The 23,380-nt window shown below is 62.6% G+C and carries 20 protein-coding genes; 6 read left to right on the forward strand and 14 right to left on the reverse strand.

The window, feature by feature from the left end:
- Positions 1–195 precede the first annotated feature (195 nt).
- Positions 196–1,770: a trimethylamine methyltransferase family protein gene (locus DCO57_RS09945; RefSeq protein WP_116698826.1), complete on the forward strand. Its 1,575-nt coding sequence runs from the start codon at positions 196–198 to the stop codon at positions 1,768–1,770.
- A gap of 52 nt (positions 1,771–1,822) precedes the next feature.
- On the forward strand, positions 1,823–4,258 hold the full coding sequence (locus tag DCO57_RS09950; RefSeq protein ID WP_116698737.1) for an FAD-dependent oxidoreductase: 2,436 nt from the start codon (positions 1,823–1,825) through the stop codon (positions 4,256–4,258).
- A 25-nt stretch (positions 4,259–4,283) separates the two neighbouring features.
- On the opposite strand, the gene DCO57_RS09955 is transcribed toward DCO57_RS09950, so the two are convergent.
- Both DCO57_RS09955 and DCO57_RS09960 read right to left on the reverse strand, forming a co-directional pair.
- Positions 4,284–4,592: a hypothetical protein gene (locus DCO57_RS09955; protein ID WP_116698738.1), complete on the reverse strand. Its 309-nt coding sequence runs from the start codon at positions 4,590–4,592 to the stop codon at positions 4,284–4,286.
- A gap of 150 nt (positions 4,593–4,742) precedes the next feature.
- Complete coding sequence (locus tag DCO57_RS09960; protein ID WP_116698739.1) at positions 4,743–5,645, reverse strand: LysR substrate-binding domain-containing protein; 903 nt, start codon at positions 5,643–5,645, stop codon at positions 4,743–4,745.
- Between the two features lie 163 nt (positions 5,646–5,808).
- On the opposite strand from DCO57_RS09960, the gene DCO57_RS24065 reads away from it, so the two are divergent.
- Complete coding sequence (locus DCO57_RS24065; RefSeq protein ID WP_279629134.1) at positions 5,809–5,943, forward strand: hypothetical protein; 135 nt, start codon at positions 5,809–5,811, stop codon at positions 5,941–5,943.
- Between the two features lie 19 nt (positions 5,944–5,962).
- On the opposite strand, the gene DCO57_RS09965 is transcribed toward DCO57_RS24065, so the two are convergent.
- The gene (locus DCO57_RS09965) at positions 5,963–6,754 is read right to left on the reverse strand and encodes a PhnD/SsuA/transferrin family substrate-binding protein (RefSeq protein ID WP_116698740.1); all 792 of its coding nucleotides are present in this window, start codon (positions 6,752–6,754) and stop codon (positions 5,963–5,965) included.
- A gap of 32 nt (positions 6,755–6,786) precedes the next feature.
- Complete coding sequence (locus DCO57_RS09970; protein ID WP_116698741.1) at positions 6,787–7,719, reverse strand: fatty acid desaturase; 933 nt, start codon at positions 7,717–7,719, stop codon at positions 6,787–6,789.
- Between the two features lie 292 nt (positions 7,720–8,011).
- Here DCO57_RS09970 and DCO57_RS09975 point away from each other — a divergent pair, with 292 nt between their 5' ends.
- Positions 8,012–9,334 carry an FAD-dependent oxidoreductase gene (locus tag DCO57_RS09975; protein ID WP_116698742.1) on the forward strand — a complete coding sequence of 441 codons (1,323 nt, stop codon included), beginning with the start codon at positions 8,012–8,014 and terminating at the stop codon, positions 9,332–9,334.
- 88 nt (positions 9,335–9,422) lie between these two features.
- The gene (locus DCO57_RS09980) at positions 9,423–10,544 is read left to right on the forward strand and encodes an ATP-dependent RecD-like DNA helicase (RefSeq protein ID WP_116698827.1); all 1,122 of its coding nucleotides are present in this window, start codon (positions 9,423–9,425) and stop codon (positions 10,542–10,544) included.
- A 52-nt stretch (positions 10,545–10,596) separates the two neighbouring features.
- Here DCO57_RS09980 and DCO57_RS09985 read toward each other — a convergent pair whose 3' ends face one another.
- Positions 10,597–11,256 (reverse strand): TetR/AcrR family transcriptional regulator, encoded by a 660-nt coding sequence (locus tag DCO57_RS09985; RefSeq protein WP_116698828.1) that lies wholly within the window; start codon positions 11,254–11,256, stop codon positions 10,597–10,599.
- 401 nt (positions 11,257–11,657) lie between these two features.
- On the opposite strand from DCO57_RS09985, the gene DCO57_RS09990 reads away from it, so the two are divergent.
- Positions 11,658–14,114 (forward strand): Tex family protein, encoded by a 2,457-nt coding sequence (locus DCO57_RS09990; protein ID WP_205756122.1) that lies wholly within the window; start codon positions 11,658–11,660, stop codon positions 14,112–14,114.
- Between the two features lie 34 nt (positions 14,115–14,148).
- On the opposite strand, the gene DCO57_RS09995 is transcribed toward DCO57_RS09990, so the two are convergent.
- The 9 genes from DCO57_RS09995 to DCO57_RS10035 form a co-directional block, all read right to left on the reverse strand.
- Positions 14,149–15,390, reverse strand: coding sequence for an FAD-dependent oxidoreductase (locus DCO57_RS09995; protein ID WP_116698743.1), 1,242 nt, complete (start codon positions 15,388–15,390; stop codon positions 14,149–14,151).
- A gap of 178 nt (positions 15,391–15,568) precedes the next feature.
- Positions 15,569–16,618: an ACR3 family arsenite efflux transporter gene (gene arsB, locus DCO57_RS10000; RefSeq protein WP_116698744.1), complete on the reverse strand. Its 1,050-nt coding sequence runs from the start codon at positions 16,616–16,618 to the stop codon at positions 15,569–15,571.
- On the reverse strand, positions 16,615–17,040 hold the full coding sequence (locus DCO57_RS10005) for an arsenate reductase ArsC (protein WP_116698830.1): 426 nt from the start codon (positions 17,038–17,040) through the stop codon (positions 16,615–16,617). Before DCO57_RS10005 ends, arsB begins: the two co-directional genes overlap by 4 nt.
- Positions 17,041–17,060: 20 nt before the next feature.
- A complete protein-coding gene (locus DCO57_RS10010; RefSeq protein WP_116698745.1) occupies positions 17,061–17,414 on the reverse strand; it encodes a winged helix-turn-helix domain-containing protein in 354 nt (117 codons plus the stop codon).
- 410 nt (positions 17,415–17,824) lie between these two features.
- The gene (locus DCO57_RS10015; RefSeq protein ID WP_116698746.1) at positions 17,825–18,655 is read right to left on the reverse strand and encodes a dipeptide ABC transporter ATP-binding protein; all 831 of its coding nucleotides are present in this window, start codon (positions 18,653–18,655) and stop codon (positions 17,825–17,827) included.
- A gap of 2 nt (positions 18,656–18,657) precedes the next feature.
- Positions 18,658–19,494 (reverse strand): ABC transporter ATP-binding protein, encoded by an 837-nt coding sequence (locus tag DCO57_RS10020; protein ID WP_116698747.1) that lies wholly within the window; start codon positions 19,492–19,494, stop codon positions 18,658–18,660.
- Between the two features lie 4 nt (positions 19,495–19,498).
- Complete coding sequence (locus DCO57_RS10025) at positions 19,499–20,428, reverse strand: ABC transporter permease subunit (protein ID WP_116698748.1); 930 nt, start codon at positions 20,426–20,428, stop codon at positions 19,499–19,501.
- An 18-nt stretch (positions 20,429–20,446) separates the two neighbouring features.
- Positions 20,447–21,454, reverse strand: a complete 1,008-nt coding sequence (locus tag DCO57_RS10030) for an ABC transporter permease subunit (protein ID WP_116698749.1) — start codon at positions 21,452–21,454, stop codon at positions 20,447–20,449.
- A gap of 118 nt (positions 21,455–21,572) precedes the next feature.
- The gene (locus DCO57_RS10035; protein WP_116698750.1) at positions 21,573–23,177 is read right to left on the reverse strand and encodes an ABC transporter substrate-binding protein; all 1,605 of its coding nucleotides are present in this window, start codon (positions 23,175–23,177) and stop codon (positions 21,573–21,575) included.
- Between the last annotated feature and the right edge of the window lie 203 nt (positions 23,178–23,380).

Genomic DNA, 23,380 nt, shown 5'->3' on the forward strand with positions numbered 1-23,380 from the left:
TTCAACCCTGATGCTCCGATCGGGCCGAAGCCGTCAAGCCAAAGTTTCACGCTCCGGGGCCGAGGGCTGTCCGAAACCCGGCAATGTCGGAGTCGTAGCACTGGCCGTCGCTCTGGGACTGCACGGAAAATCCGCCACCTCCGGTAAATTCATGCATGACGGCCCAAGGCGGCACGAACCAGCATGGCGGACAAGATGACGGCTGAGACAGACGCGGCTCCCATGAGCGATACGGCACCGGCCCGGCGCGGCCGGCGACGCAGGGGCGGCACCGCCGGGCCCGAGCTTTTCCCGCAGAAACCCTTCCGGCAGCCCCGCAACATGTTCACGCCGCTGGAGGCGGTTTCCGCCGACCAGCTCGAGGCCATCCACGATGCCTCCATGCAGGTGCTCGAGGACATCGGCATCGACTTCCTGCACGAAGAGGCCAGGGCCCTGCTGAAGGCCGCCGGTGCCGACGTGAGGCCCGGCGAAGAGCGGGTGCGCATGGACCGCGCCATGGTGGCGGAACTGATCGCAAAGGCCCCGGGCGAATTTACCATCCGCGCCCGCAACCGGACCCATGACCTTCATGTCGGCGGAAACGCCATCGCCTTTTCCAGCGTTGCCAGCGCCCCCAACGCGGTCGACCGCGACAGGGGCCGCCGTCCGGGCAATCAGCAGGATTTCCGCGACTTCCTGAAACTCGCCCAGTTCTTCAACATCATTCACTGCGTTCTGGGCTACCCGGTCGAGCCGGTGGACCTTCACGCCTCCATCCGTCACCTGGACTGCGTTGCCGACTTGGCCCGCATGACCGACAAGGTGTTTCACATCTATTCCCTCGGAAGGGAGCGGAATCTGGACGGTCTGGAGATCGCCCGCATCGCCAACGGCCTGTCCCCGGAAGACTTCATCGACACCCCCTGTGTCACCACGGTGATCAACACCTCCTCTCCCCTGCGCCTCGACACGCCGATGCTGCAGGGCCTGATCGAGATGGCCCGGGCCGGGCAGGTCTCCATCGTCACGCCCTTCACCCTGGCAGGCGCCATGGCGCCGGTGACAGTGGCCGGTGCCCTGACCCTGCAGAACGCGGAAGCGCTCGCCGGCATCGCCTTCGCGCAGGTCGTCCGCCCCGGCGCGCCGGTGGTCTATGGCGGCTTTACCTCCAATGTGGACATGAAGTCCGGCGCGCCCGCTTTCGGCACCCCGGAATACATGAAGGCGGCCATCGTCGGCGGCCAGCTCGCCCGGCGCTACAATCTGCCCTACCGCTCCTCCGGCGTCTGCGCGGCCAATACCGTCGACAGTCAGGCGGCGCTGGAAACCACCCTGTCCCATTGGGGCGCGCTTTCGGGCGGCGGCAACATCATCAAGCATGCGGCCGGATGGCTGGAAGGCGGTCTCAGTGCCGGGTTCGAGAAGTTCATCACCGATGTCGACCTGCTGCAGATGCTCGCCGAATACATGACGCCGCTGGACGTCTCGCAGGAGGCGCTGGCGCTCGATGCGATCCGGGACGTAGGCCCTGCCGGACATTTCTTCGGCACCCAGCACACCCAGGACCGCTACAAGGACGCCTTCTACGCGCCGATCGTCTCGGACTGGCGCAACCATGAGAGCTGGGTGGAGGCCGGCAGCCCGACCGCCCTCGACAAGGCCAACAGGCTCTACAAGAAAGCGCTTGAGGCCTATGAGGCGCCCCCGCTCGATCCGGCCATCGACGATGAAATCACCGCCTTTGTCGAAAGACGCAATGCGGAAGGCGGCGCCCCCACCGACTTCTGACCGCCCTGAAATCTGCAACCGAACGAATTCCCAGCCTTCCGGAGCAAACTTCATGAAAACCCACACCCAGGTCGTTGTCATTGGTGGCGGTGTCGTCGGCTGCAGTGTCCTCTACCATCTCACCAAGCTCGGCTGGAAGGACGTGACCCTGGTCGAGCGCGACGAACTGACTTCCGGATCGTCCTGGCACGCGGCCGGCGGCTTTCACACCCTCAACGGCGATCCGAACGTCGCGCAGCTGCAGAGCTATACCGTCGATCTCTACAAGGAGCTTGAGGAAATCTCCGGCCAGTCCTGCAGCCTGCATCTGACAGGCGGCGTCATGCTCGCCGACACGCCGGAGCGGATGGACTTCCTGCGCCTCGCCCAGGCCAAGGGCCGCTATCTCGGCATGGATCTGGAGCTGATTTCCGTCGCCGAAGCCAAGGCCATGTTCCCGATTCTCGACGAGAAACACTTCATCGGCGCCCTCTGGGATCCGGTCGAGGGACACCTGGATCCCTCCGGCACCACCCATGCCTATGCCAGGGCGGCGCGCGTCAACGGCGCCACCGTCTACCGGCATACGAAGGTCGAGGAGCTGGTCCAGACCCCAGACGGCACCTGGGACGTGATCACCGACAAGGGCACCATCCGCGCCGAACATGTGGTCAATGCCGGCGGTCTGTGGGCACGCGAATGCGGGCGCATGGTCGGCATCGAGCTGCCGGTTCTGGCCATGGAGCACATGTATCTGCTGACCGACGACATGCCGGAAGTCGCCGCCCACAACGCCGCCACCGGCAAGGAGCTGATCGGCGTGCTCGACTTCGGCGGCGAGATCTACACCCGCCAGGAAGGCAAGGGCATTCTTCTGGGCACCTATGAGCAGAACTGCCGCCCCTGGAGCCCGCGCGAGACGCCCTGGGATTTCGGCCACGAACTGCTGCCGCCCGATCTCGACCGCATCGCGCCGGAACTGGAAGTCGGCTTCGAGCATTTCCCGGCGCTGCAGAATGCCGGGATCAAGCAGATCATCAACGGCCCCTTCACCTTTGCTCCCGATGGCAATCCGCTGGTCGGGCCGGTCCGGGGCCTGCGCAACTACTGGGTCGCCTGCGGTGTCATGGCCGGCTTCAGCCAGGGCGGGGGCGTCGGCCTGACGCTGGCCAACTGGATGATCAACGGCGACCCGGGCTATGACATCTGGGGCATGGATGTCGCCCGTTACGGCTCCTGGGCAACCCTGTCCTATACCAACGCCAAGGTGCAGGAAAACTACCGCCGCCGTTTCCGCATCCGCTTCCCCAACGAGGAACTTCCCGCGGGACGGCCACACCAGACGACGCCGCTTTACGATCGCATGCTGGCCCAGGGCGCGGTCATGGGCGACAGCTGGGGACTGGAAACACCGCTCTGGTTTGCGCCGAAGGGCGTCGAGCCGAAGGACATCGTGTCCTTCCGCCGCTCCAACGACTTCGACCCCATCGGTGCGGAATGCCGTGCCGTACGCGAAAGCGTCGGCATCACCGAGATCGCCAACTTCGCCAAATACGAGATCACCGGCCCGGGCGCGGAAGGCTTCCTGTCGAGACTGATGACCAACACCATGCCGAAGGTGGGCCGCATCGTCCTCACGCCGATGCTGAACACCAGCGGCAAGCTCATCGGCGATTTCACCATCGCCCGCGCCGGCGAGGAAAAATTCTACATGTTCGGCTCATCCCAGGCCGAGGTTACGCACATGCGCTGGTTCGAAATGCATTTGCCCACGGATGGCTCGGTGACCATACGTGCTCTCAATCTCGGCTGGGTCGGCCTGTCCGTCGCGGGCCCGAATGCCCGCAAGGTCCTGGCGAAGGTCACCGGTGAGGACGTCTCCGGCGAAGCCTTCCGCTTCATGGACTTCCGCGAGATGGACGTCGCCAGCGCGCCCTGCAAGGTCAACCGCATCAGCTACACCGGCGATCTCGGCTACGAGATCTGGATGACCCCGGAATACGAGCGCCAGGTCTATGATGCGCTGATGGCGGCCGGCGCCGAATTCGACATCCGCAACTTCGGCATGCGCGCGCTCCTGTCCCTGCGCCTGGAAAAGAACTTCGGCACCTGGTTCCGCGAGTTCCGGCCGATCTACGGCCCATATGAGGCCGACCTCGGCCGCTTCGTGAAACTGTCGAAGGAGACATTCATCGGCATTGAGGCGGCACGGACCGAATTCGAGGAAGGGCCTGAGCGCCGGCGCGTCTCTTTCGTCGTCGATGCTGCGGACGCCGACGTCATGGGCGACGAACCGGTCTGGCACCGGGGCAAGGTGATCGGCTGGATCACCTCGGGCGGCTATGCCCACTCCCTGGAGAAGTCCCTGGCGCAGGGCTACGTGCCGGCGGCACTCGCAGAAGAGACCGGTGACGGCGCCTTCGAAATCGAGATCCTCGGTGAACGCCGGAAAGCCACGCTGATTACCGAACCGCTGTTCGACCCGAAGGCCGAACGCATGCGCATGTAACCCCATCCGGCGAACACCGGCCCGGTTATTTCAGCCGGAGGATCTTCGCGCCCAGATGCCGGACATAGTCGCCCTGATTGGCGATCACCACCACATTGGTCTCGCGCACGTCCGTCTGCTTCAGTTCCAGCGGCGTCTTGCCGTCCGGATTGACGACAACCTTGCGGGTCGGCGGCAGGGCGCGGAAGACCAGCACGCCGGCTTCCTTGGTGACCACCGCACCATAGGGCTCGTCATGCAGGATGCGGATCGTGCCGCTTTCGGCCTGCGCGGGCGCTCCGAGAACAAGACCGAGCCCGGCGGCGGCCAGAAGGGATTTGCAGACCAGTTTCATGACGCGTCTCGCTGTTAACGATTGGTTTACCAGGAATCGTAACCGCTTGTTAACTTTTGCGCCAGTGCTTGCGCCGCCTTGTCCCGCAAAACAGCTCCCATGGTAAACATCGCAGCCGGACCCGAAGCCTTCGCATGGGCCGCGCGCGGGTCAGCCCGGAAGGCTGAGACCCAGCTCGCGGAAGCTCTCCTCCACGTGCCTTGCAAAGGCATGGGTCGCCTTGCCCGCGCTCGGACGCTCGATCATGATGATGTGATAGTCGCCGATCTCAGGAAGCCCGTGGCGGGAATCCAGCACCTGCAACGGCGGCGCGACGACACTCGCCGGAAAGGGGGCGATGGCAAGATCAGCCAGCAGCGCGGCCTCCTGCCCCGCGCTGTGAAAGCTGGTGTAGGAAATCCGGTAGGGCTTTTGCGCATCGTCCAGAGCCACCCGCGCCGCCCGGCGCCAGGGACAGCCGGGCGTGGAGACCGCCAGCGGCACGGGATCGCGCTCATAGGCAATGCCCCCCTCCAGGCCGGCCCACACGAGCGGCTCCCTGAAGACCACCTCGCCGCCACGCGCCAGACCCGTTCCCGGTCGCACGGTAAACAGGGCCAGGTCCAGCTCGGCCTTCCTCACCTTCTCGTCCAGCTTCGGACTGCCGTCCAGATGCACATCCACATTGACGCCCGGATGGGAACGGGCGAAACGCGACAGGATATTGGGCAGAAAACGGGTCCCGAAATCGGACGGCGCACCGAACCTGACCTCCCCCTCGACCTCGGGCGACACGAACAATCCGACCGCTTCCTCGTTGAGCATCAGGATCCGACGGGCATATCCAAGCAGGGCTTCGCCTTCCGGCGTCAGACGCACCGTGCGCCCTTCCCTTGCGAAGACCGCGACCTGCAGCAGCGTCTCCAGCTTCTTGATCTGCATGGACACAGCGGAAGGTGTGCGCCCGACAAGCTCCGAAGCCTTTGTGAAACTTAACGTTTCGGCGATCGCGACAAAGGTGCGGTACAGATCGAGATCGATGAGCGGCGTGCCGGCACCGGGAAGTTTTTCCATGATCGGATCCTGCGTTTTTTCAGATCAATTTTTTTGAACGACATCATGAATACAATTCGTTTGATTGAATCGCAAGAAATGCACATATAGCAGTCAAGCGGCCTAATAACGAAGCAATGGCCGATTGTCTTTCACAACGAACAAAATCAGGATTGGAAACGCCATGACCTATCTTGCACAAGCTCTCGGCACCAACCTCATGGGTCTGGTCCACGGCAACAGTGCCGCTCATCTGGCTCGCATGGACGAAGCTCTGCGTCTGCGCGAAATCGCCCGGAAACAGAATCACACCCGCTGAAAGGCTGGATTCGCGGAGCTTAGGCCAGGACGGGATACCCCGATCCCGCTGCGTCCCGTTCCATGGAGAGCACAGGCGCATAATCCGCGACGGACAATATGGTAAAGCCGCGAATGCCCAGGCGTTCGCGGCTTTTTCGTGTCTCCGGCGCCGCGAAGACCGCAGCGACAGTTGCGGCCATCAAACTGGCCTGACTGTCGGAAAATCGCAGGGACGCGATCAGCGGCAGGGCGGGAGCGGATGCCGTCCGCGCGATCGGGCGCAACAGGCCTGCAAGCTCCGGTCTGTACCGGCAGGCCAGATCCCAGCAGACCGCATCGATGGCGGCCACATCGGCCTGCCCGCCGGCCACGGCAGCCAGCGACGCCAGGTGCCCGCCGCTGACCGACACCTTTGAGAAGAACGGTTTTCCCGCCGCGATCCGTGCCAGCGAATGGCGCAGGGCATTCATGCCCGACTGGCTGTTCCCGTCGTTGAAAACCGCCCGTGCCCCGCGCAGATCCGCAAGTGCCTCAAACGGACTGTCACGCCTGACGACGATCTGGCTGCAATAGTATGGCCCCTCGCAGCCCGGCGCGGCATAATGCGGCGCCCCCAGCAGCCTGACCCTGCCGCTCAGCGCATGTGTCAGCGGATAGCCGCAGGTCTGCGCCAGAAGCACCTCCGGCCGTGTCCAGGCCGTGGCGAGGTCCAGATGCTCCGGCCAGTCGAGAACACGCGAGGGCTCCAGGGCAAGCGCTTCCGAAAGCGCCGCCTGCAGCGCGGATTCCAGATCGGCAGTCGCATCCCGCACTTCCGGCCAGTCATACATGGGTAGCCGGACGCGAAAATACCCGCCACCGGTCAAGAAGCAGCCCCGTCCGAATTCCTGCGCCGGAGCGGATGAGGAACCGGTTCCTTGACCTTGAACAGATAACGCCGCGCCAGGTCGAAATAGCTGGCGAACACATATCCTTCGTTGCGCCGTTGCCATTCGTCCCGCGCCGCCCGGTAGATCCCCGGCAGCCGGTACCATGGCGCCCTGGGATGGGCATGATGAACGACATGAAGGTTGTTGTTCAGGAACAGCAGCGAGAAGACCGGACAGAACTCGACCACGACGGAGCGCGCTTCGGCGTTTTCATGGGCCCGGTGTTCGGCATAGGTACGCAGCATAAGCAGGCTCATCGCAGGATAGGCAATACAAGCAGCATAGAGCCAGATCGGCATCCCGCCAATCACCGTCACGAACAGTACGACCGGAACCAGTCCGGCAAGATGATGCGCCCAGGCCCGCAGGACCGCCCTGTCGCCGGCCAGCAGCTTGCGGATTTCGGACCCGTAAAAGCCGACAAGCGACACGGCCGGACCGATCAGCAGACGTCCCAGGAGTGTATTGTTGATCGTGAGAACCAGACGGATGCCTCGGGGAAGCTTTCGCCAGTCGCGCCAGGCCAGATAAAAGCTTTCCGGATCGTCGTAAGGGTCGGTCAGCCGGTCATTGTTGTGATGACGCAGATGCAACGACTTGAAGCGGCGATAGGGAATGAACAGCCCGAGAGGGCAATAGATCAGGGCCTCGTTGAGGGCCGGGCTGCGGGTCGGATGTCCGTGGAGAACCTCATGCTGCAGGGAGGATTGCAACGTGACCAGAACCGCCGCCAGCGGGCAGACCGCCCAGCCGAGCGCGTCGGGGAGTCCGGGGTAGTCGTAAAATCCGACCAGCAGCATCCAGGCTGCCGACGTGGCTGCAATCAACGCCAGCGTCGGCCATTCGCAGGCTTTTGCGCTTGGCACATGTCTCTCCAGATAGCTTGTGAACAGTCCTCGAACTGGAACTGCCCCGACTATGTCCGGACCCGACGGTGAGTTCAATTGGAGACAAGGGAACAAATTCAGCAATTGTTTGCATAATATTCTATATGTTTAAAAAAATCATACTTCGTTATAAAAACAAACTTTAATTGAGTTTTTGCATCACTGGCTGGCTGTTTCAGGACAGTCTTTGGCGCATATATCTCTGGACAAGGCCGCAAGCCTCGCCTGTTCTGGGTCATGACTGACATGGCAAGCATGAAAGGGAACCGCCTTGGCAAATCCGGATGCGCCGACTGTTCACTACGACGCGATCATCATCGGCGCCGGCATCATCGGCTGCTCCATCGCCCTTGCCCTGGCGCGCAAGGGCCGCAGGACCCTGAATGTCGATACCCTTCCGGCCGCGGGATACGGCTCCACCTCCTCCTCGGCGGCGGTGGTGCGGACCTACTACTCCACCCTCGACGGCACGGCCATGGCCCTGGAAGGGTATCACGACTGGAAGAACTGGCAGGCCTATCTCGGCGCCGGCGAGCCGACCGGACTGGCACGCTTCGTCGAAACCGGCACACTGGTGATGAAAACGGCCGCGAACAACCATCTGGAACGCGTCCTGAAACATGCCGACGCCCTTTCCATCGCCTATGAGCACTGGTCTCCGGACAAGATCCTCGCCCGCATGCCGGGCTACAATCTGCAATGCTTCGCCCCGGCAAAGAAAATGGATCATGACGACTTCGGCGCCCCGACCGGCGGCGAAATCCATGGCGGCGTGTTCTTCCCCGCGGGCGGCTATGTCGATGACCCGCAGATTGCGGCACGCAATCTCAAGGATGCCGCCGCCCGCCACGGCGCGCAATTCCGCTTCAAAACCAGGGTGGTCAGGATACCGGTCAGGGACGGCCGCGTGACCGGCATTGTCTGCGCAGACGGGACCGAAATCCGCGCGCCCATCGTCATCAATGTCGCCGGGCCTCACTCGGGCAAGGTGAACGCCCTGCTGGAGGGGGACCCGGGTATCCGGATCGGGCACAGGCCGCTGCGCCAGGAAGTGGTGCAGATCAAACCGCCGGAACAGCTTGGATATTCCCGCGAGGGACTGATCGTCTCCGACAATGACATCGGCGTCTATCTGAAGCCGGGTGGCGGCGGCCAGCTCATGCTCGGCAGCGAGAATCCGCCCTGCGACCCGCCTCTGGAGGAGGATCCTGACGACTTTTCCCGCGACCTTACAGACCGCGCCCTGACCTACGCCTACCGCTACTCCCAGCGCCTGCCCGACATCGGTGTCTCGCAGCACCCGGTCGGCATCGCCGATCTCTACGACGCCACGGACGACTGGCTGCCGATTTACGACCGTAGCGACATCGGCGGCTATTACCTGGCCATCGGCACCAGTGGCAACCAGTTCAAGAACGCCCCGGTCGCCGGACGGCTGATGGCGGAGCTCATCGACTATTGCGAAGCGGGCAAGGATCACGACGACATCCCCTTCCGCTTCCCGCTCCACCATGTCGGCCATACCCTGAACACCGCCACATTCTCCCGAAAGCGGGAGCTGACGAAGGAAAGCTCCTTTTCCGTGCTGGGATGACCGGTGCGGTGCAAACACCGGATTGGCTCTTGGCGGATCCACGCAAATCAGGGTAAGCAACCGGGACCGCAATCTTAAGGAGCGTTCCTTGGCCTGGTCTCCGCAACAAGATGAAGCCCTGAAAGAGACCGCCGCCTGGCTGCAGCGCGGCGACCGGCAGGTATTCCGACTGTTCGGCTATGCGGGCACCGGCAAGACCACCCTCGCCCGCCACCTGGCCGAAGGCATCGACGGCGATGTCTGTTTCGGCGCCTTCACCGGCAAGGCCGCCCATGTGCTGCGCCAGAAGGGCTGCGCGGACGCCGGCACGATCCACTCCCTGATCTATCGTCCCCGCTCCGCCAAGGAAGAGGATGCGGCGGATGACGACGAGGAGGACACAGGTCCGCAATTCGCGATCAAGCGGGACAGCGCCGCGGCAACCGCGAGCCTGATCGTCATTGACGAATGCTCCATGGTGGACGAGGAACTCGGCAAGGATCTCCTGTCCTTCGGAACACCGGTTCTGGTTCTGGGCGACCCGGCACAGCTTCCCCCGGTAAAGGGCGGCGGCTTTTTCACCGAGGCCGAACCCGACGTGATGCTGACGGAAGTCCATCGTCAGGCACAGGACAACCCGATCGTGCGCATGTCCATGACCATCCGCGACGGTGGCCAGCTGGACTATGGCACCTTCGGCGAAAGCCAGGTGATCCACCGTCGCGATATCGACAGGGAGCAGATCCTGGCCGCGGATCAGGTTCTGGTCGGGACCAACAAGACCCGGCGGCTCTACAACAACCGCATCCGCGAGCTGAAGGATTTCAAGACACCGATGCCGGCGGTCGGCGACAAGCTTGTCTGCCTGCGCAACGACAAGACCAAGGGGCTCCTGAACGGCGGCCTCTGGAGGGTCAAGCGGCTGCGCCAGTCACGTGGCAACACCCTGCGCTTCGATGTCGTCAGCGAGGACGAGCTCGCCACGACGACCGTCAAGGTCAGAGTGCTTCCGGCCATGTTCGAGGACGGCGCAGAAGCCATTCCCTACGCCATCCGCCGCAAGGCCGACGAATTCGACTACGGCTACGCCCTGACCGTGCACAAGGCGCAGGGCTCGCAATGGGACGATGTGGTTCTGTTTGACGAAAGCTGGGCATTCCGGGAACACAAGAGCCGCTGGCTCTATACGGCGGTCACCCGCGCTGCGGAACGCATAACGGTCGTAAGATAGACGCCCCGCGACAGGGACCGGGCGCGGACCTGACGGTCGTTGGCGCGCAACGTCACTGCACCTTTTGCGCGCCGTGCAGAAAACGGGAGGCTTCGCCGCCGAACATCGGGGGGCCGCCGCATACCGGAAGAGCCCGCAGGCCCGTATCTACAAAGTCCATCAGCTCCGCTTCCGAGCTTCCGCTTCGGCCAAGCACGGCGACGGCCGAAAACTGGCCATCCACGAATGTCGCCACACGGGGCACATCCGTATCTGCCGGCATCTCGCCGACCGCCACGGCCTTGAGCAGACGCTCCCGGATAGCGGCAAATCGGGTGGCCTTCAGCCCGTTTACCAAGTCGACATGGCTCTGCGCACCATAGGTACAGTCGACAAGCGCATTGACAAGAAAACATCCCGTGGGCTTCGTTCCGTCAGAAGTCAGCGCGGCAACCGCCCCGAGAAGATCACGAAGATCTTCCAGGACGTGTTTCTTCGCCGCCTGAAGCCGCGCGAAAGCCGGCCTCCCGAACGTGTCGTAATAATGGAGCAACGCTTTTTCGAAAAGAGTTTCCTTGTCGCCGAAGGCGGCATAGAGACCGGGTTTCGCCATGCCGGAGGCTTCCGCCAGATCGTTCATGGAGGTTCCGCTATATCCCTTTTGCCAGAAAGCGAGCATCACCGCATAAAGGGCGTCGTTCTTGCTTACTTTTCGCGGCCGTCCTCGCGCCATCGGCCGAGCCTCCTTCTCACAGTCGGTGTCATCATTTCTGCAGGGTGCGGCAAATTCCGGATTGAACACGGCCTTCAAACCGGATTTTGCAGTTTGCGCAGAAGAACACAACAATACCACCAGGGAAATGCGACATCTTTCGCCTGAAACCCCGGTTTTTGTTGCCAACCGTTCAAGAAGTGAAAATTAAACAACTAAAAATTGCGCAATGATTGTAACCGTCATCGCTGAAAAACAGATTTGCGCCTTTCCTGCGCAAATGGAATATCACCTTTACGTCTGCCTCACGTAAAAGGACACGACAATTGCCGGTGGACGGAACCCCGTCGTCCCTTTTCCACGCCCATCCGGCGGATTATCTTCTGCGCCCAGTTCCGTCTCCACTGAAAGTAACCGCATCAATGGCCAGCGCTACAGTTTCCACCCCGGCCCGGTCCGGTTCCCTGCCCCTGACCGCCGATGACACCGCTCTGCGCATCGCGCATCTGATCGCCGACGAGATCGGCTGCAAGGCCGGCCAGGTCAATGCGGCAGTCCAGCTTCTGGACGAGGGCTCGACAGTCCCCTTCATCGCCCGTTACCGGAAAGAGGCGACCGGCGGGCTGGACGACACCCAGTTGCGCAAGCTCGAGGAGCGGCTGATCTACCTGCGCGAACTGGAAGATCGCCGAACCGCCATCCTCAAGTCCATCGAGGAACAGGGCAAGCTGACCGATGACCTGATCGCCGGCATCCGGGCGGCCGAAACCAAGTCGCGGCTTGAAGACATCTATCTGCCCTTCAAGAAGAAGCGCCGAACCAAGGCCCAGATCGCCCGTGAGGCCGGGCTGGAACCGCTGGCCGACCTGCTGCTGTCCGATCCCGGCAGAACCCCGGAAACCGAGGCAGCTGCCTTCGTCGGCGAAGACAAGGGCATTGCCGACACCAAGGCCGCGCTTGACGGCGCCCGCCAGATCCTGATGGAGCGCTTCGCCGAAAACGCCGAACTGGTCGGCCGCCTGCGCAGACATGTCGAGGAGCGCGGTATCGTCCAAGCGAAACTCATCGACGGCATGGCGGAAAAAGGCGCGAAATTCGCGGACTACTTCGACTACTCCGAAAAATGGTCGAAGATCCCCAGCCACCGGGCTCTGGCCCTGTTCCGCGGACGCAACGAGGGAGTTTTGTCCGTCGATCTGACCGTCGATGCCGACGACGTCTCCCCCGTCCCGCCGGCCGTGAAGATGGTCGCGGACACCTATGCCATAGTCGACCGGGGGCGCCCGGCGGACAAATGGCTTCTGGAAGTGGCCCGCTTCGCCTGGAAGGTGAAACTTGCCCTGCATCTGGAGCTCGACCTGATGGGCGTGCTGCGCGACAAGGCCGAAGAGGAAGCCATCCAGGTCTTCGCCAGGAACCTCAAGGACCTGCTGCTCGCCGCGCCTGCCGGCGCAAGGGCCACACTCGGCCTCGATCCGGGCATCCGCACCGGCGTGAAGGTCGCCGTCGTGGACGAAACCGGCAAGCTGATTGACACGGCGACGATCTATCCCTTCCAGCCCCGCAACGACGTTGCCGGAGCCCGCGCCGCGCTGCTGGCCCTGATCGCCAAGCACAAGGTCGGCCTGATCGCCATCGGCAACGGCACCGCCAGCCGCGAGACGGACAAGCTGACGGGCGACGTTCTTGCCGATATCCCGGCGGCGCAGCGGCCGGTGAAGGTGATCGTCAACGAGGCCGGTGCCTCGGTCTATTCCGCGTCCGAGCTGGCAGCCATGGAAATGCCCGGTGTCGATGTCTCCCTGCGCGGCGCGGCATCCATTGCCCGGCGCCTGCAGGACCCGCTGGCCGAACTGGTCAAGATCGAGCCGAAATCCATCGGCGTCGGCCAGTATCAGCACGACGTCAACCAGACCCGGCTTGCCCGCGCCCTCGATGCGGTGGTGGAAGATGCGGTGAACGCCGTCGGTGTCGATCTGAACACTGCCTCCCCGGCCCTGCTGTCGCGCATTTCCGGCCTGTCGGACAGCCTCGCCAGGGCGGTCGTCGAACACCGCGAGGAGATCGGCCGCTTCGACAGCCGGGCACAGCTCAAGAAGGTGCCGCGTCTCGGAGCCAAGGCCTTCGAACTCTGCGCCGGCTTCCTGCGCATCAACGACGGCAAGGAGCCGCTCGACGCGTCGTCCGTTCACCCCGAGGCCTATCCCCTGGCCAAGCGCATCGTGAAGGCCTGCGGCCGTGATGTGCGCCAGATCATGGGCGACGCCTCTCTCCTGAGCAGCCTCGATCCGGCCGAGTTTACCGATGACAAATTCGGCTTGCCGACGGTGAAGGACATTTTCGCCGAACTGGAAAAACCCGGCCGCGACCCGCGCCCGGAATTCCGGACCGCGGCACTGCAGGACGGTGTCGAGGAAATCTCCGATCTCAAGCCCGGCATGAAGCTGGAAGGCACGGTGACCAACGTCACCAACTTCGGTGCCTTCGTCGATGTCGGCGTCCACCAGGACGGCCTGGTCCACGTCTCTCAGCTCGCCGACCGCTTCGTCGACGACCCGCACAAGATCGTCAAGGCCGGCGACATCGTCAGCGTGACCATTCTGGACGTGGACGTGCCGCGCAAGCGCATTTCCATGACCATGAAATCCCAGGCCGACTATCAGGGTCAGCGCGAGCGCGCCGGCGAGGATAGGCGGGACCAGAATCGGGGTGGCCAGAATCGCGGTGGTCAGAGCCGGGGCGGTCCGGGCGGAAAAGGCCCCGGCGGCAATGGCCCGCACGGTGCAAAGGGCGGGGCACCGAAGGCCTCCGGCGGCGGAGACAGCGGCAACAATGCCCTTGCGGCGGCTCTCGCAGCCGCCATGAACAAAAAGAAGTAGACGACGGGTCAGCCCCCGTCATCTTCCCGAATCCCTAGAATCTGTCCGCTGCGAAGGGCGCCGGATCGACCGCCGGCGCCTTGCCCTCGATCATGTCGGCAATCATCTCACCGGTAATGGCCCCCTGGGTCAGACCATGATGCGCGTGACCGAAGGCATAGAAAATGCCCTTGTGGCGGCTTGCCGGTGAAATCACCGGCAGGCTGTCGGGAATCGAGGGGCGGAACCCCATCCAGCGCGTGCCGCCTTCCGTTTTGAGCCCGGGATAAAACAGCCGCGCCTTCGCAACCATGGCATCGACACGCTTCCAGTTCGCCGGCAGGTGAAGACCGCCGAATTCGACCGCGCCCCCGACCCGCAACCCGGTCGACAGCGGCGACAGCACGAAGCCGTGCCCCGGCAGCATGATGAACCTCTTCACGGAAACGGCCGGTTCGGGAATGGTGATGTTGTAGCCGCGCTCCGTATCGAGCGGGATCCGGTCGCCAAGCTGGGCTGCCAGATGCTTCGACCAGGCACCGCAGGCGACGACAAACCGGGTCGTCTCGATGCGCTCGCCCGATTTCAGGTGGAGCGTGCATCCTTCGCCACTCGCCTCGAGACTGCCGATCTCGCCGACCGCGAAATCCACACCCTGGCCTTTCAGCCAGTCGGCCAGCGACAGGCACAGGATCTTCGGATCGTCGACCTGAGTCCAGTCCGGCACCAGTGCACCGCCGATCGCCCGCGTTGACAGATCCGGTTCAAGCTCCCGGATCGCGCCGGCATCCAGCTCCTCGACAGCGATGCCGTGCGCCCGCTGTTCCTCCCAGGATTTCCGGGTGCTGTGAAGCGAGGCAGGCGTGTCCAGAAGTTCCAGACAGCCGTCCCGACGCACCTGGTTGTGGGTTCCCGACACCCGCCACAGCCGCTCCCAGGCGGGCAGCGCCGCCCCGTTCAGATCGACAAGGGCCCTGGTGCCGGCGGCGACCGTTTTCGCATTGGAGGCGGCCAGAAACCGCAGCATCCACGGAAGGATCCGCACCGCATAGGCCGGCCGCACGGTCAGGGGACCGAGCGGATCTGCCAGCCATTTGATTGCCTGTTTCCAGATACCCGGCGACGCCATCGGCGCCACATCGGTCCAGGCAATCGCGGACGCATTTCCCTGGCTCGCACCGGCCGCCGGCCCTTCCCGGTCCAGAATCGTGACCTGATAGCCGCGCTGTACCAGATTGGCGGCAATGGAAAGACCCACGATACCCGCCCCGGCGATATGCACACGTCCCTTGCTCATGCTGCTCCGACCCGTCCCCGTTTCCCTGAACCTTCGCGGCGGCAGGCTGCCGTCCGCTTTCAAGAGGCCGGAACCGTTCTGTCAGCCGGCACGCCAGATATCAAGTCCGCTGCCCGAATGGAAAAGGCCGACGGCGCGTGAACGCCCCGCCGCCGGCCACAGATCAGGGGCATGAGCCCTATGCGGACGCCGGGAAATAGGACCGGGTCCTGTTGGCCAGGGCCACCAGGGACAGCATCACGGGAACCTCCACCAGCACGCCAACCACCGTCGCCAGCGCGGCTCCGGAATTCAGGCCGAACAGACTGATGGCGACCGCGACAGCAAGTTCGAAGAAATTGGACGTGCCGATGAGCGCCGCCGGGGCGGCCGTAGTGAACGGCACCCGCCAGAAATACCCCCAGGCATAGGCGATGAAGAAGATTCCATAGCTCTGGATCAGCAGCGGCACCGCGATCAGCACGATGACCATCGGCTTGTCGAGAATGGTCTGCGCCTGAAATCCGAACAGCAGAACCACCGTCGCCAGCAGCCCCATGACCGAGAACGGCTTCACCTTCCCGGTAAATTCGGCGATGCGTTCCTCATTGTCGGTCCCGTCCAGCGCCTTGCGCGTGAAATAGCCCGCGATGAGCGGAATGACGACGTAAAGGACGACGGACAGAAGCAATGTCTGCCAGGGAACGACTATATCGGTCACCCCCAGAAGCAGGGCCGCGATCGGTGCGAAGGCGAACACCATGATGATGTCGTTGATAGACACCTGCACCAGCGTGTAATTGGCGTCGCCGCGCACCAGCTGGCTCCAGACGAACACCATGGCCGTGCAGGGAGCCACCCCCAGCAGGATCATGCCGGCGATATATTCCTTCGCGGTCTGCGGATCGACGAGCCCCGCAAAGACATGTTCGAAGAACAGGATCCCCAGGGCCGCCATCGTGAAGGGCTTGATCAGCCAGTTGACGACGATGGTGATACACAGGCCTTTCGGCTTCCTGCCCACATCCTTCAGGGACGCGAAATCCACATTGACCATCATCGGGTAGATCATCACCCAGATGAGCAACGCCACGACGAGATTGACGCTGGCGTATTCGATCGCCGCGATCGTCTCGAAGAGACCCGGAAAAATAGCACCGAGACTGACCCCGGCAGCAATGCACAAGGCGACCCAGAGCGAGAGATATCGCTCGAACAGGCCCATGGGTGAAGATGCTTCCTTGCTCATGACAACTCTTTCGTTATTCGGGTTTTCAGCAGGTCGAAGGCGGCGTCAAAGGCCGCCCTGATCTCGCTTTCCGTTCCGGTTGCTTTTGCCGGATCGGGAATGCTCCAGTGAAGGACCGCAGGGTGTCCGGGCCAGACCGGGCAACTTTCGCCGGCCGCGCTGTCGCAAACGGTGATGACAAGATCCATTTCGGGTGCAGCCGGGCCCGAGAATTCGTCCCAGCTCTTGGACCGGAACCCCTCGGTGGGAAGCCCCTTGCGCTCCAGACAGTCAAGGGCATGCGGATTGACCGTCCCTCCTGGCGACGACCCGGCGGAGAAGCTCTCGAAGCGGTCTTGTCCAACCTGACGAAGGATCGCCTCCCCGAGGATGGAACGGGCGGAGTTCGCCGTACAGACAAACAGAACACGACGTTTTTTCACAAGCTGGCCTTGTCGGAATGTCAGCAATCGTTCGCACCGTCACAGGGCGCCGTTTTTGCCATATTGAGGAATGGCGCACAAAGCTCCGGATTTCCGCCGCAGCAATCCTGCAGCAGGTAGGTCACCAGAACCCGCATGGTCTTCAGGTTCGCGCGGTAACAGATCGAGCGCCCGTCCCGCTCGGCCTGCACGAGACCGCAACGGGACAGGGCCCCCAGATGCGTCGACAGGGTATTGGGACGAACGTCGAGCGCATCGGAAATGGCCCCGGCGGTCATGCCTTCGTTCCCCGCTTTCACCAGAAGGCGAAAGACGTCGAGGCGCGTTTCCTGGCCCAGGGCGGCCAATGCGTTGAGAGCGTTTTCTTTTTCCATAATTCGAGAATACTCGAAATAATGAAAGATGCAACGCTCCAGATGCCCCTTTCTTCCCCGGACGCGAGAAAGACGCCCTGCAAGCACGCACAACATTCGAACATGACACTGCCGAGAGCATGCCTCACACTCGCAGCCACCCCCGCGCAACTCCCCGGCCAAGCGCAGCGCAGAGCCGGGGTTCACTCGCTTGCAGAGCGTCTGCTGGGTGTCGCCGGTGGGCGCTCCCTCATGTGGCAACGCGATTCAGCCTGCAGTCGTGAGGGCGCCCTCCCGAAAACACAGCCGCTTCAGCAAGCGGCTCCGCGAGTGGACCCCGGATCTCCGCTTTGCGGCGTCCGGGGTATCACCTGCGCAGAACACGCCCTTCCTCGTCAATCCGGCTCACCGAAACCGAGCCGGACGCCCCGTCAAGCCGCCTTTGCGGCCAGGCGCTTGCGGATGCTTTCCACATCCGCCTTCGGCGTGGCCGCGAACAGCGTCTTGGTGTAGTCGTGCTGCGGATTGTCGAACACTTCGTCCCGCGTGCCGTATTCCACCACTTCGCCGAAATACATCACCATGACCTTGTCGGCGAGATAGCGCACCACGGACATATCATGGGAGATGAAGACATAGGTCAGCCCCATCTCGTCCTGCAGGTCCGCGAGCAGATTGAGGATCTGCGCCTGGACGGACAGGTCCAGGGCGGAGACCGGCTCGTCGAGAACCAGCAGTTTCGGCTGCAGCATGATGGCACGGGCGATCGCGACGCGCTGGCGCTGGCCACCGGAGAACATATGCGGATAGCGGCCGTAATGCTCCGGCTGCAGACCGACCTTTTCCAGCATCTGCAAGGCAAGATCCCGGCGCTCGGCGGCCGGCAGATCCGTGTTCAGAAGCAGCGGCTCTTCCAGCACATGCCCGATCTTCTGGCGCGGGTTCAGCGAGCCGTAGGGATTCTGGAAAACAATCTGCACTTTCTGGCGCATCTCCCTGGAAATGCCGGTCCTGGCAATATCCATGGACAGACCGTCGATCTCGATGCTGCCGGAACTCTGCGCATCGATCATCGTCAGCATGCGCGCCAGCGTGGACTTGCCACACCCGCTCTCGCCCACGACGGCGAGCGTCGATCCGCGTTTGACATCGAAACTGACGCCCTTGACGGCGGTCAGTGTCGACCCTTTCCGGAACATCCCACCGCTGATGTCATAGGTGCGGTAGAGATCGCGGACCTTGAGGATATTATCGTCGGACATCTTCAGAAGCCTCCTGCTTCGGCAAAATCGCTCACCGTCGGCAGACGGTCGCCGGTCGCATTTTCCGGCAGCGCCGACAGAAGGGCCTTCGTGTAGGGGTTCTGCGGGCTCTCGAAGAGGGAGAGCACATCTGCCTCCTCCATCTTGCGACCCTTGTACTGCACGATCACGCGATCGGCGGTCTCCGCGACGACGCCCATGTCGTGGGTGATCATGATGAGTCCCATGCCGCTGTCCTGCTGCAGCTGCACCAGCAGATCCAGGATCTGCTTCTGGATGGTCACGTCCAGGGCCGTCGTCGGCTCGTCCGCGATCAGCAGCTTCGGCTGGCATGCGATTGCCATGGCGATCATCACGCGCTGGCACTGCCCGCCGGACATCTGGTGCGGAAAGGCATTGATCCGCCCTTCCGGATCCGGAATGCCGACCGAGGTCAGCAGCTCGATGACTCGGTCCTTGACCTGCCGGCCTCTCAGGCCGGTATGGGTCTTCAGGGTTTCGCCCAGCTGAAAACCGACGGCGAAACAGGGATTCAGGCTGGCGATGGGCTCCTGAAAGATCATCGAAATGTCCTTGCCGATCACCTTGCGCCGCGCCTTGGTGGACAGGGTCCTGAGATCGATTCCCTCGAAATCCATCTTGTCCGCCGTGATCGTCGCAGTGTCCGGCAGAAGGCCCATGGTCGCCAGCATGGCGACGGACTTCCCGGACCCGGACTCTCCGACGATGGCCAGCACTTCTCCCGCGTCCACGGTGTAATCAACGCCGTCGAGCGCCCTGAACGGCCCCTTTGCCGTGTCGAATTCGACCCGCAGGTTCCTGATTTCAAGAAGAGACATCGGTCTAGCTCCTCTTCAGTTTCGGGTCGAGCGCGTCGCGCAATCCGTCGCCGACCAGATTGATGGCAAGCACGGTGATCAGGATGGCAAGACCCGGGAAGGTGACGACCCACCAGGCGCGCAGGATGAACTCCCGCGCCTCGGCCAGCATTGTGCCCCATTCGGGTGTGGGCGGCTGCGCGCCCATGCCGAGGAAGCCGAGCGCGGCCGCATCCAGGATGGCATTGGAAAACGCCAGGGTCGCCTGAACGATCAGCGGTGCCAGGCAGTTCGGCAGGATCGTCTTGAACATCAGCCGCAGATGCCCCGAACCGGCCACTTTGGCCGCAATCACATAGTCGCGCGACCGTTCCGCCATGACGGCGGCACGGGTCAGCCGCACGAAATGCGGTTGCAGCACCAGGGCAATCGCGATCATCGCGTTGATCAGGCCCGGCCCGAGAATCGCCACCAGCACCAGGGCGAGCAGCAGCGACGGAAAGGCCAGGATGATGTCCATGATCCGCATGATGAAGGTATCGACCGCCCCGCGCAGGTAACCGGCGATGAGGCCGAGTACGATGCCGCCCACCAGGGCGATGCTGACGACGACGACGCCGATGAACAGGGAGAACCGCGCGCCGAAGATCAGCCGCGACAGGATATCGCGTCCCACCGCATCGGTTCCCAGAAGAAACGCGGCCTTGCCGCCCTCTTCCCAGACCGGCGGCACCAGGAAGCTGTCCCGGTACTGGATGTCCGGATCGTGCGGGGCGACGAGCGGGGCGAACACCGCCATGAGCACCAGCAGCAGGAAAACGGTCAGGCCGAGAACGGCGCCCTTGTTTTGCGAGAAATAGTACCAGAACTCGTAAAGCTGCGCCTTGGTGGCATTGCGGCTTTCCGCTTCCAGCCTGGAGGTATCGGCCTTCGGGGCCGGGGAGGTGTTTGTCATTTTTCTTAAACCCTCGGCTCAGTTGTAGCGGATGCGCGGATTGATCAGGCCGTAGAGCACGTCCACGATCAGATTCACCAGCATGATGATGGCGGCGATCATCAGCAGGCCGCCCTGAACGACGAAATAGTCCCGTCGGGCAATGCTGTCGACGAGCCACTTGCCGATGCCCGGCCAGGAGAAGATCGTTTCCGTGAGAATCGCACCGGCCAGCAGCACTCCGACCTGGAGACCGATGGTGGTGATCACGGGAATGAGGGCGTTGCGCAGCGCATGAAGACCGATCACCGAGCGCGGCGGCAGGCCCTTGGCCCGCGCCGTGCGGACGTAGTCCTCGCCCAGGACCTCGAGCATGGCGGAACGGGTCTGGCGGGCGATCACCGCCAGCGGGATGGTCGCCAGGACGATGGACGGCAGGATCAGATGCCGGACCGCCGACACGAAGGCGCCCTTTTCCCCCGACAGCAGACTGTCGATCAGCATGAAGCCTGTCGGCTGCGGAAAGAAATACAGCAGCGAGATCCGCCCGGAGACCGGAGTCCACTGCAGGATGCCGGAAAACAGGATGATCAGCAGCAGGCCCCACCAGAAGATCGGCATGGAATATCCGACAAGTGCCGTTCCCATGACCGCCTGGTCGGCGATCGAACCGCGCTTGACCGCAGCGAAGATACCGGCGGGAATGCCAAGGCAGACCGCGATGATGATGGCGCACAACGCCAGCTCGGCGGTCGCCGGAAACAGTGTCATGAACTCGTCGAGCACCGGCTTTTTCGATGCGAAGGAGGTGCCGAGATCGCCGTGAAAAATGCCCACCACATAGTCGATATACTGCTGCCAGAGCGGCTTGTCGAAACCCATCTGCGCCAGCAATTGAGCCTTGCGCTCGGGGGAAATGCCGCGTTCTCCGGCAAGAAGATCCAGCGGGTCCCCCGGCAGAAGGCGGATGAACGAGAAGGCGACCAGGGTGACGCCGAAAAATGTCGGTATCAACAGACCGAGTCGACCCAGAAGAAAGCGAAGCATGTCAGGTTCCAGATACGAAGAACCAGCGGAAACCGTCACGTGTCATGAGAGTATCCGCCGGTCACAATGATTGAAGGCGCCGGCATCGCTGCCGGCGCCTCCCGGATTTCAGGCGGGCTTACTCCGCAATGTCCACACCGTCAAACCAATGGCCGCCAAGCGGGTCCATGACATAGCCGGTGACCTTGGAGGACATCGGCATGAAGACGACGGAATGCGCGATGGTCGCCCACGGCGCCTCTTCCTTGAAGACGACCTGTGCTTCCTCGTAGAGCTTGGTGCGCTCTGCCTTGCTGGTGACGGTCTTCGCCTTCTGGATCAGGGCTTCGAACTCGTCGTTGCACCACTGGGCACGGTTGGAACCGCCGACACCGTCGCAGCCGAGCAGAACGGCCAGGAAGTTGTCCGGGTCGCCGTTGTCACCGGTCCAGCCGAGCAGGACTGCTCCGTCACGATCGACCTCCTTCGAGCGGGACAGATACTCGCCCCATTCGTAGGAAACGATCTCGACATTCACGCCGATTTTCGCGAAGTCAGCCTGAATGACTTCCGCCATGCGGCGGGCATTCGGGTTGTACGGACGCTGAACCGGCATGGCCCAGATCTTCATGGACAGGTCGGACACACCGGCCGCTTCCAGCATTTCCTTCGCCAGATCCGGATTGTAGTCGTCGTCCTCGACCGCATCGTTATAGGACCACATGGTCGGCGGGATCGGGTTCTTCGCCGCCTGGCCGGAGCCCTGGAAGACGGAGTCGAGGATCGCCTGCTTGTTGATCGCGTGGTTCAGCGCCTTGCGGACTTCCTTCTTGTCGAAGGGAGCGACCTTGGTGTTGTAGGCGAGATAACCGACGTTCAGGCCTTCCTGCTCCATCAGGGTCAGGTTGCTGTCTTCCCGGATATCGGCGACATCGGCCGGTGCCGGATAGGGCATCACGTGACATTCGCCGGCTTTCAGCTTCTGCAGGCGAACGGCCGCATCCGGCGTGATGGCGAAGACCAGGCTGTCGATCGGCTGCTTGCCGCCCCAGTAGTCCGCGAAGGCTTCATAGCGGATCACGGCATCTTTCTGGTAACCGACGAAGGCGAAGGGACCGGTTCCGACAGGCTCCTGATTGAGCTGGTCCTTGGTACCGGCGGCCTCCAGCTGAGCGGCGTATTCAGCCGACAGGATCGACGCGAAGTCCATCGCCAGGTTGGCGATCATCGGAGCTTCCGGACGGTTCAGCACGAACTTCACCGTGTAATCGTCAACCTTCACGATTTCCTTGATGAGGTCCGGCATGGACATGCCGTTGAAATATTCCCAGGCCGCGCCCGGGGTATATTCGTGCCACGGATTGTCCTTCTTCAGCTGGCGCTCGAAGGAGAAGAGCACGTCATCGGCATTGAAGTCGCGGGTCGGTGTGAAGAAGCTCGTGGTGTGGAATTTCACGCCCTTGCGGAGGTTGAAGGTATATTCCAGACCGTCATCGGACACTTCCCAGCTCTCGGCCAGTCCCGGCAGAACTTCGGTCGAGCCGCGCTTGAATTCCACAAGCCGGTTGTAGACCGGTTTGGAGGACGCGTCGAATGTGGTTCCCGCCGTGTAAAGGGCGGCATCGAAGCCTTCCGGCGAACCTTCCGAGCAATAAACCAGGGTTTTTGCCGAAGCGCCGGTGGCGGCAATCACCGCAAGGCTGGCGCCGAGAAGGGTTGCCTTCAAGGTTTTTTGAAAATTCATCAAACTGTTCTCCCCTTGATGAAGAAGCAGGGGCCTGCATCGTTGAGATCGTGCAATGGAGTTAAGCCCAAGCCAGCGCAAACTAAGGCGTTTTTTTGGCCGAAAATCAACTGCCAACATATTTCTAATTTACCGGTTATTTTGAAATATTTTTGCTGGGTAAGTTATACTGACGTAAATTTTTAACAGGTTCACCGTCAAAG

Source organism: Labrenzia sp. 011 (genome assembly GCF_003075075.1).
In the GTDB taxonomy this organism is placed as follows: domain Bacteria; phylum Pseudomonadota; class Alphaproteobacteria; order Rhizobiales; family Stappiaceae; genus Roseibium.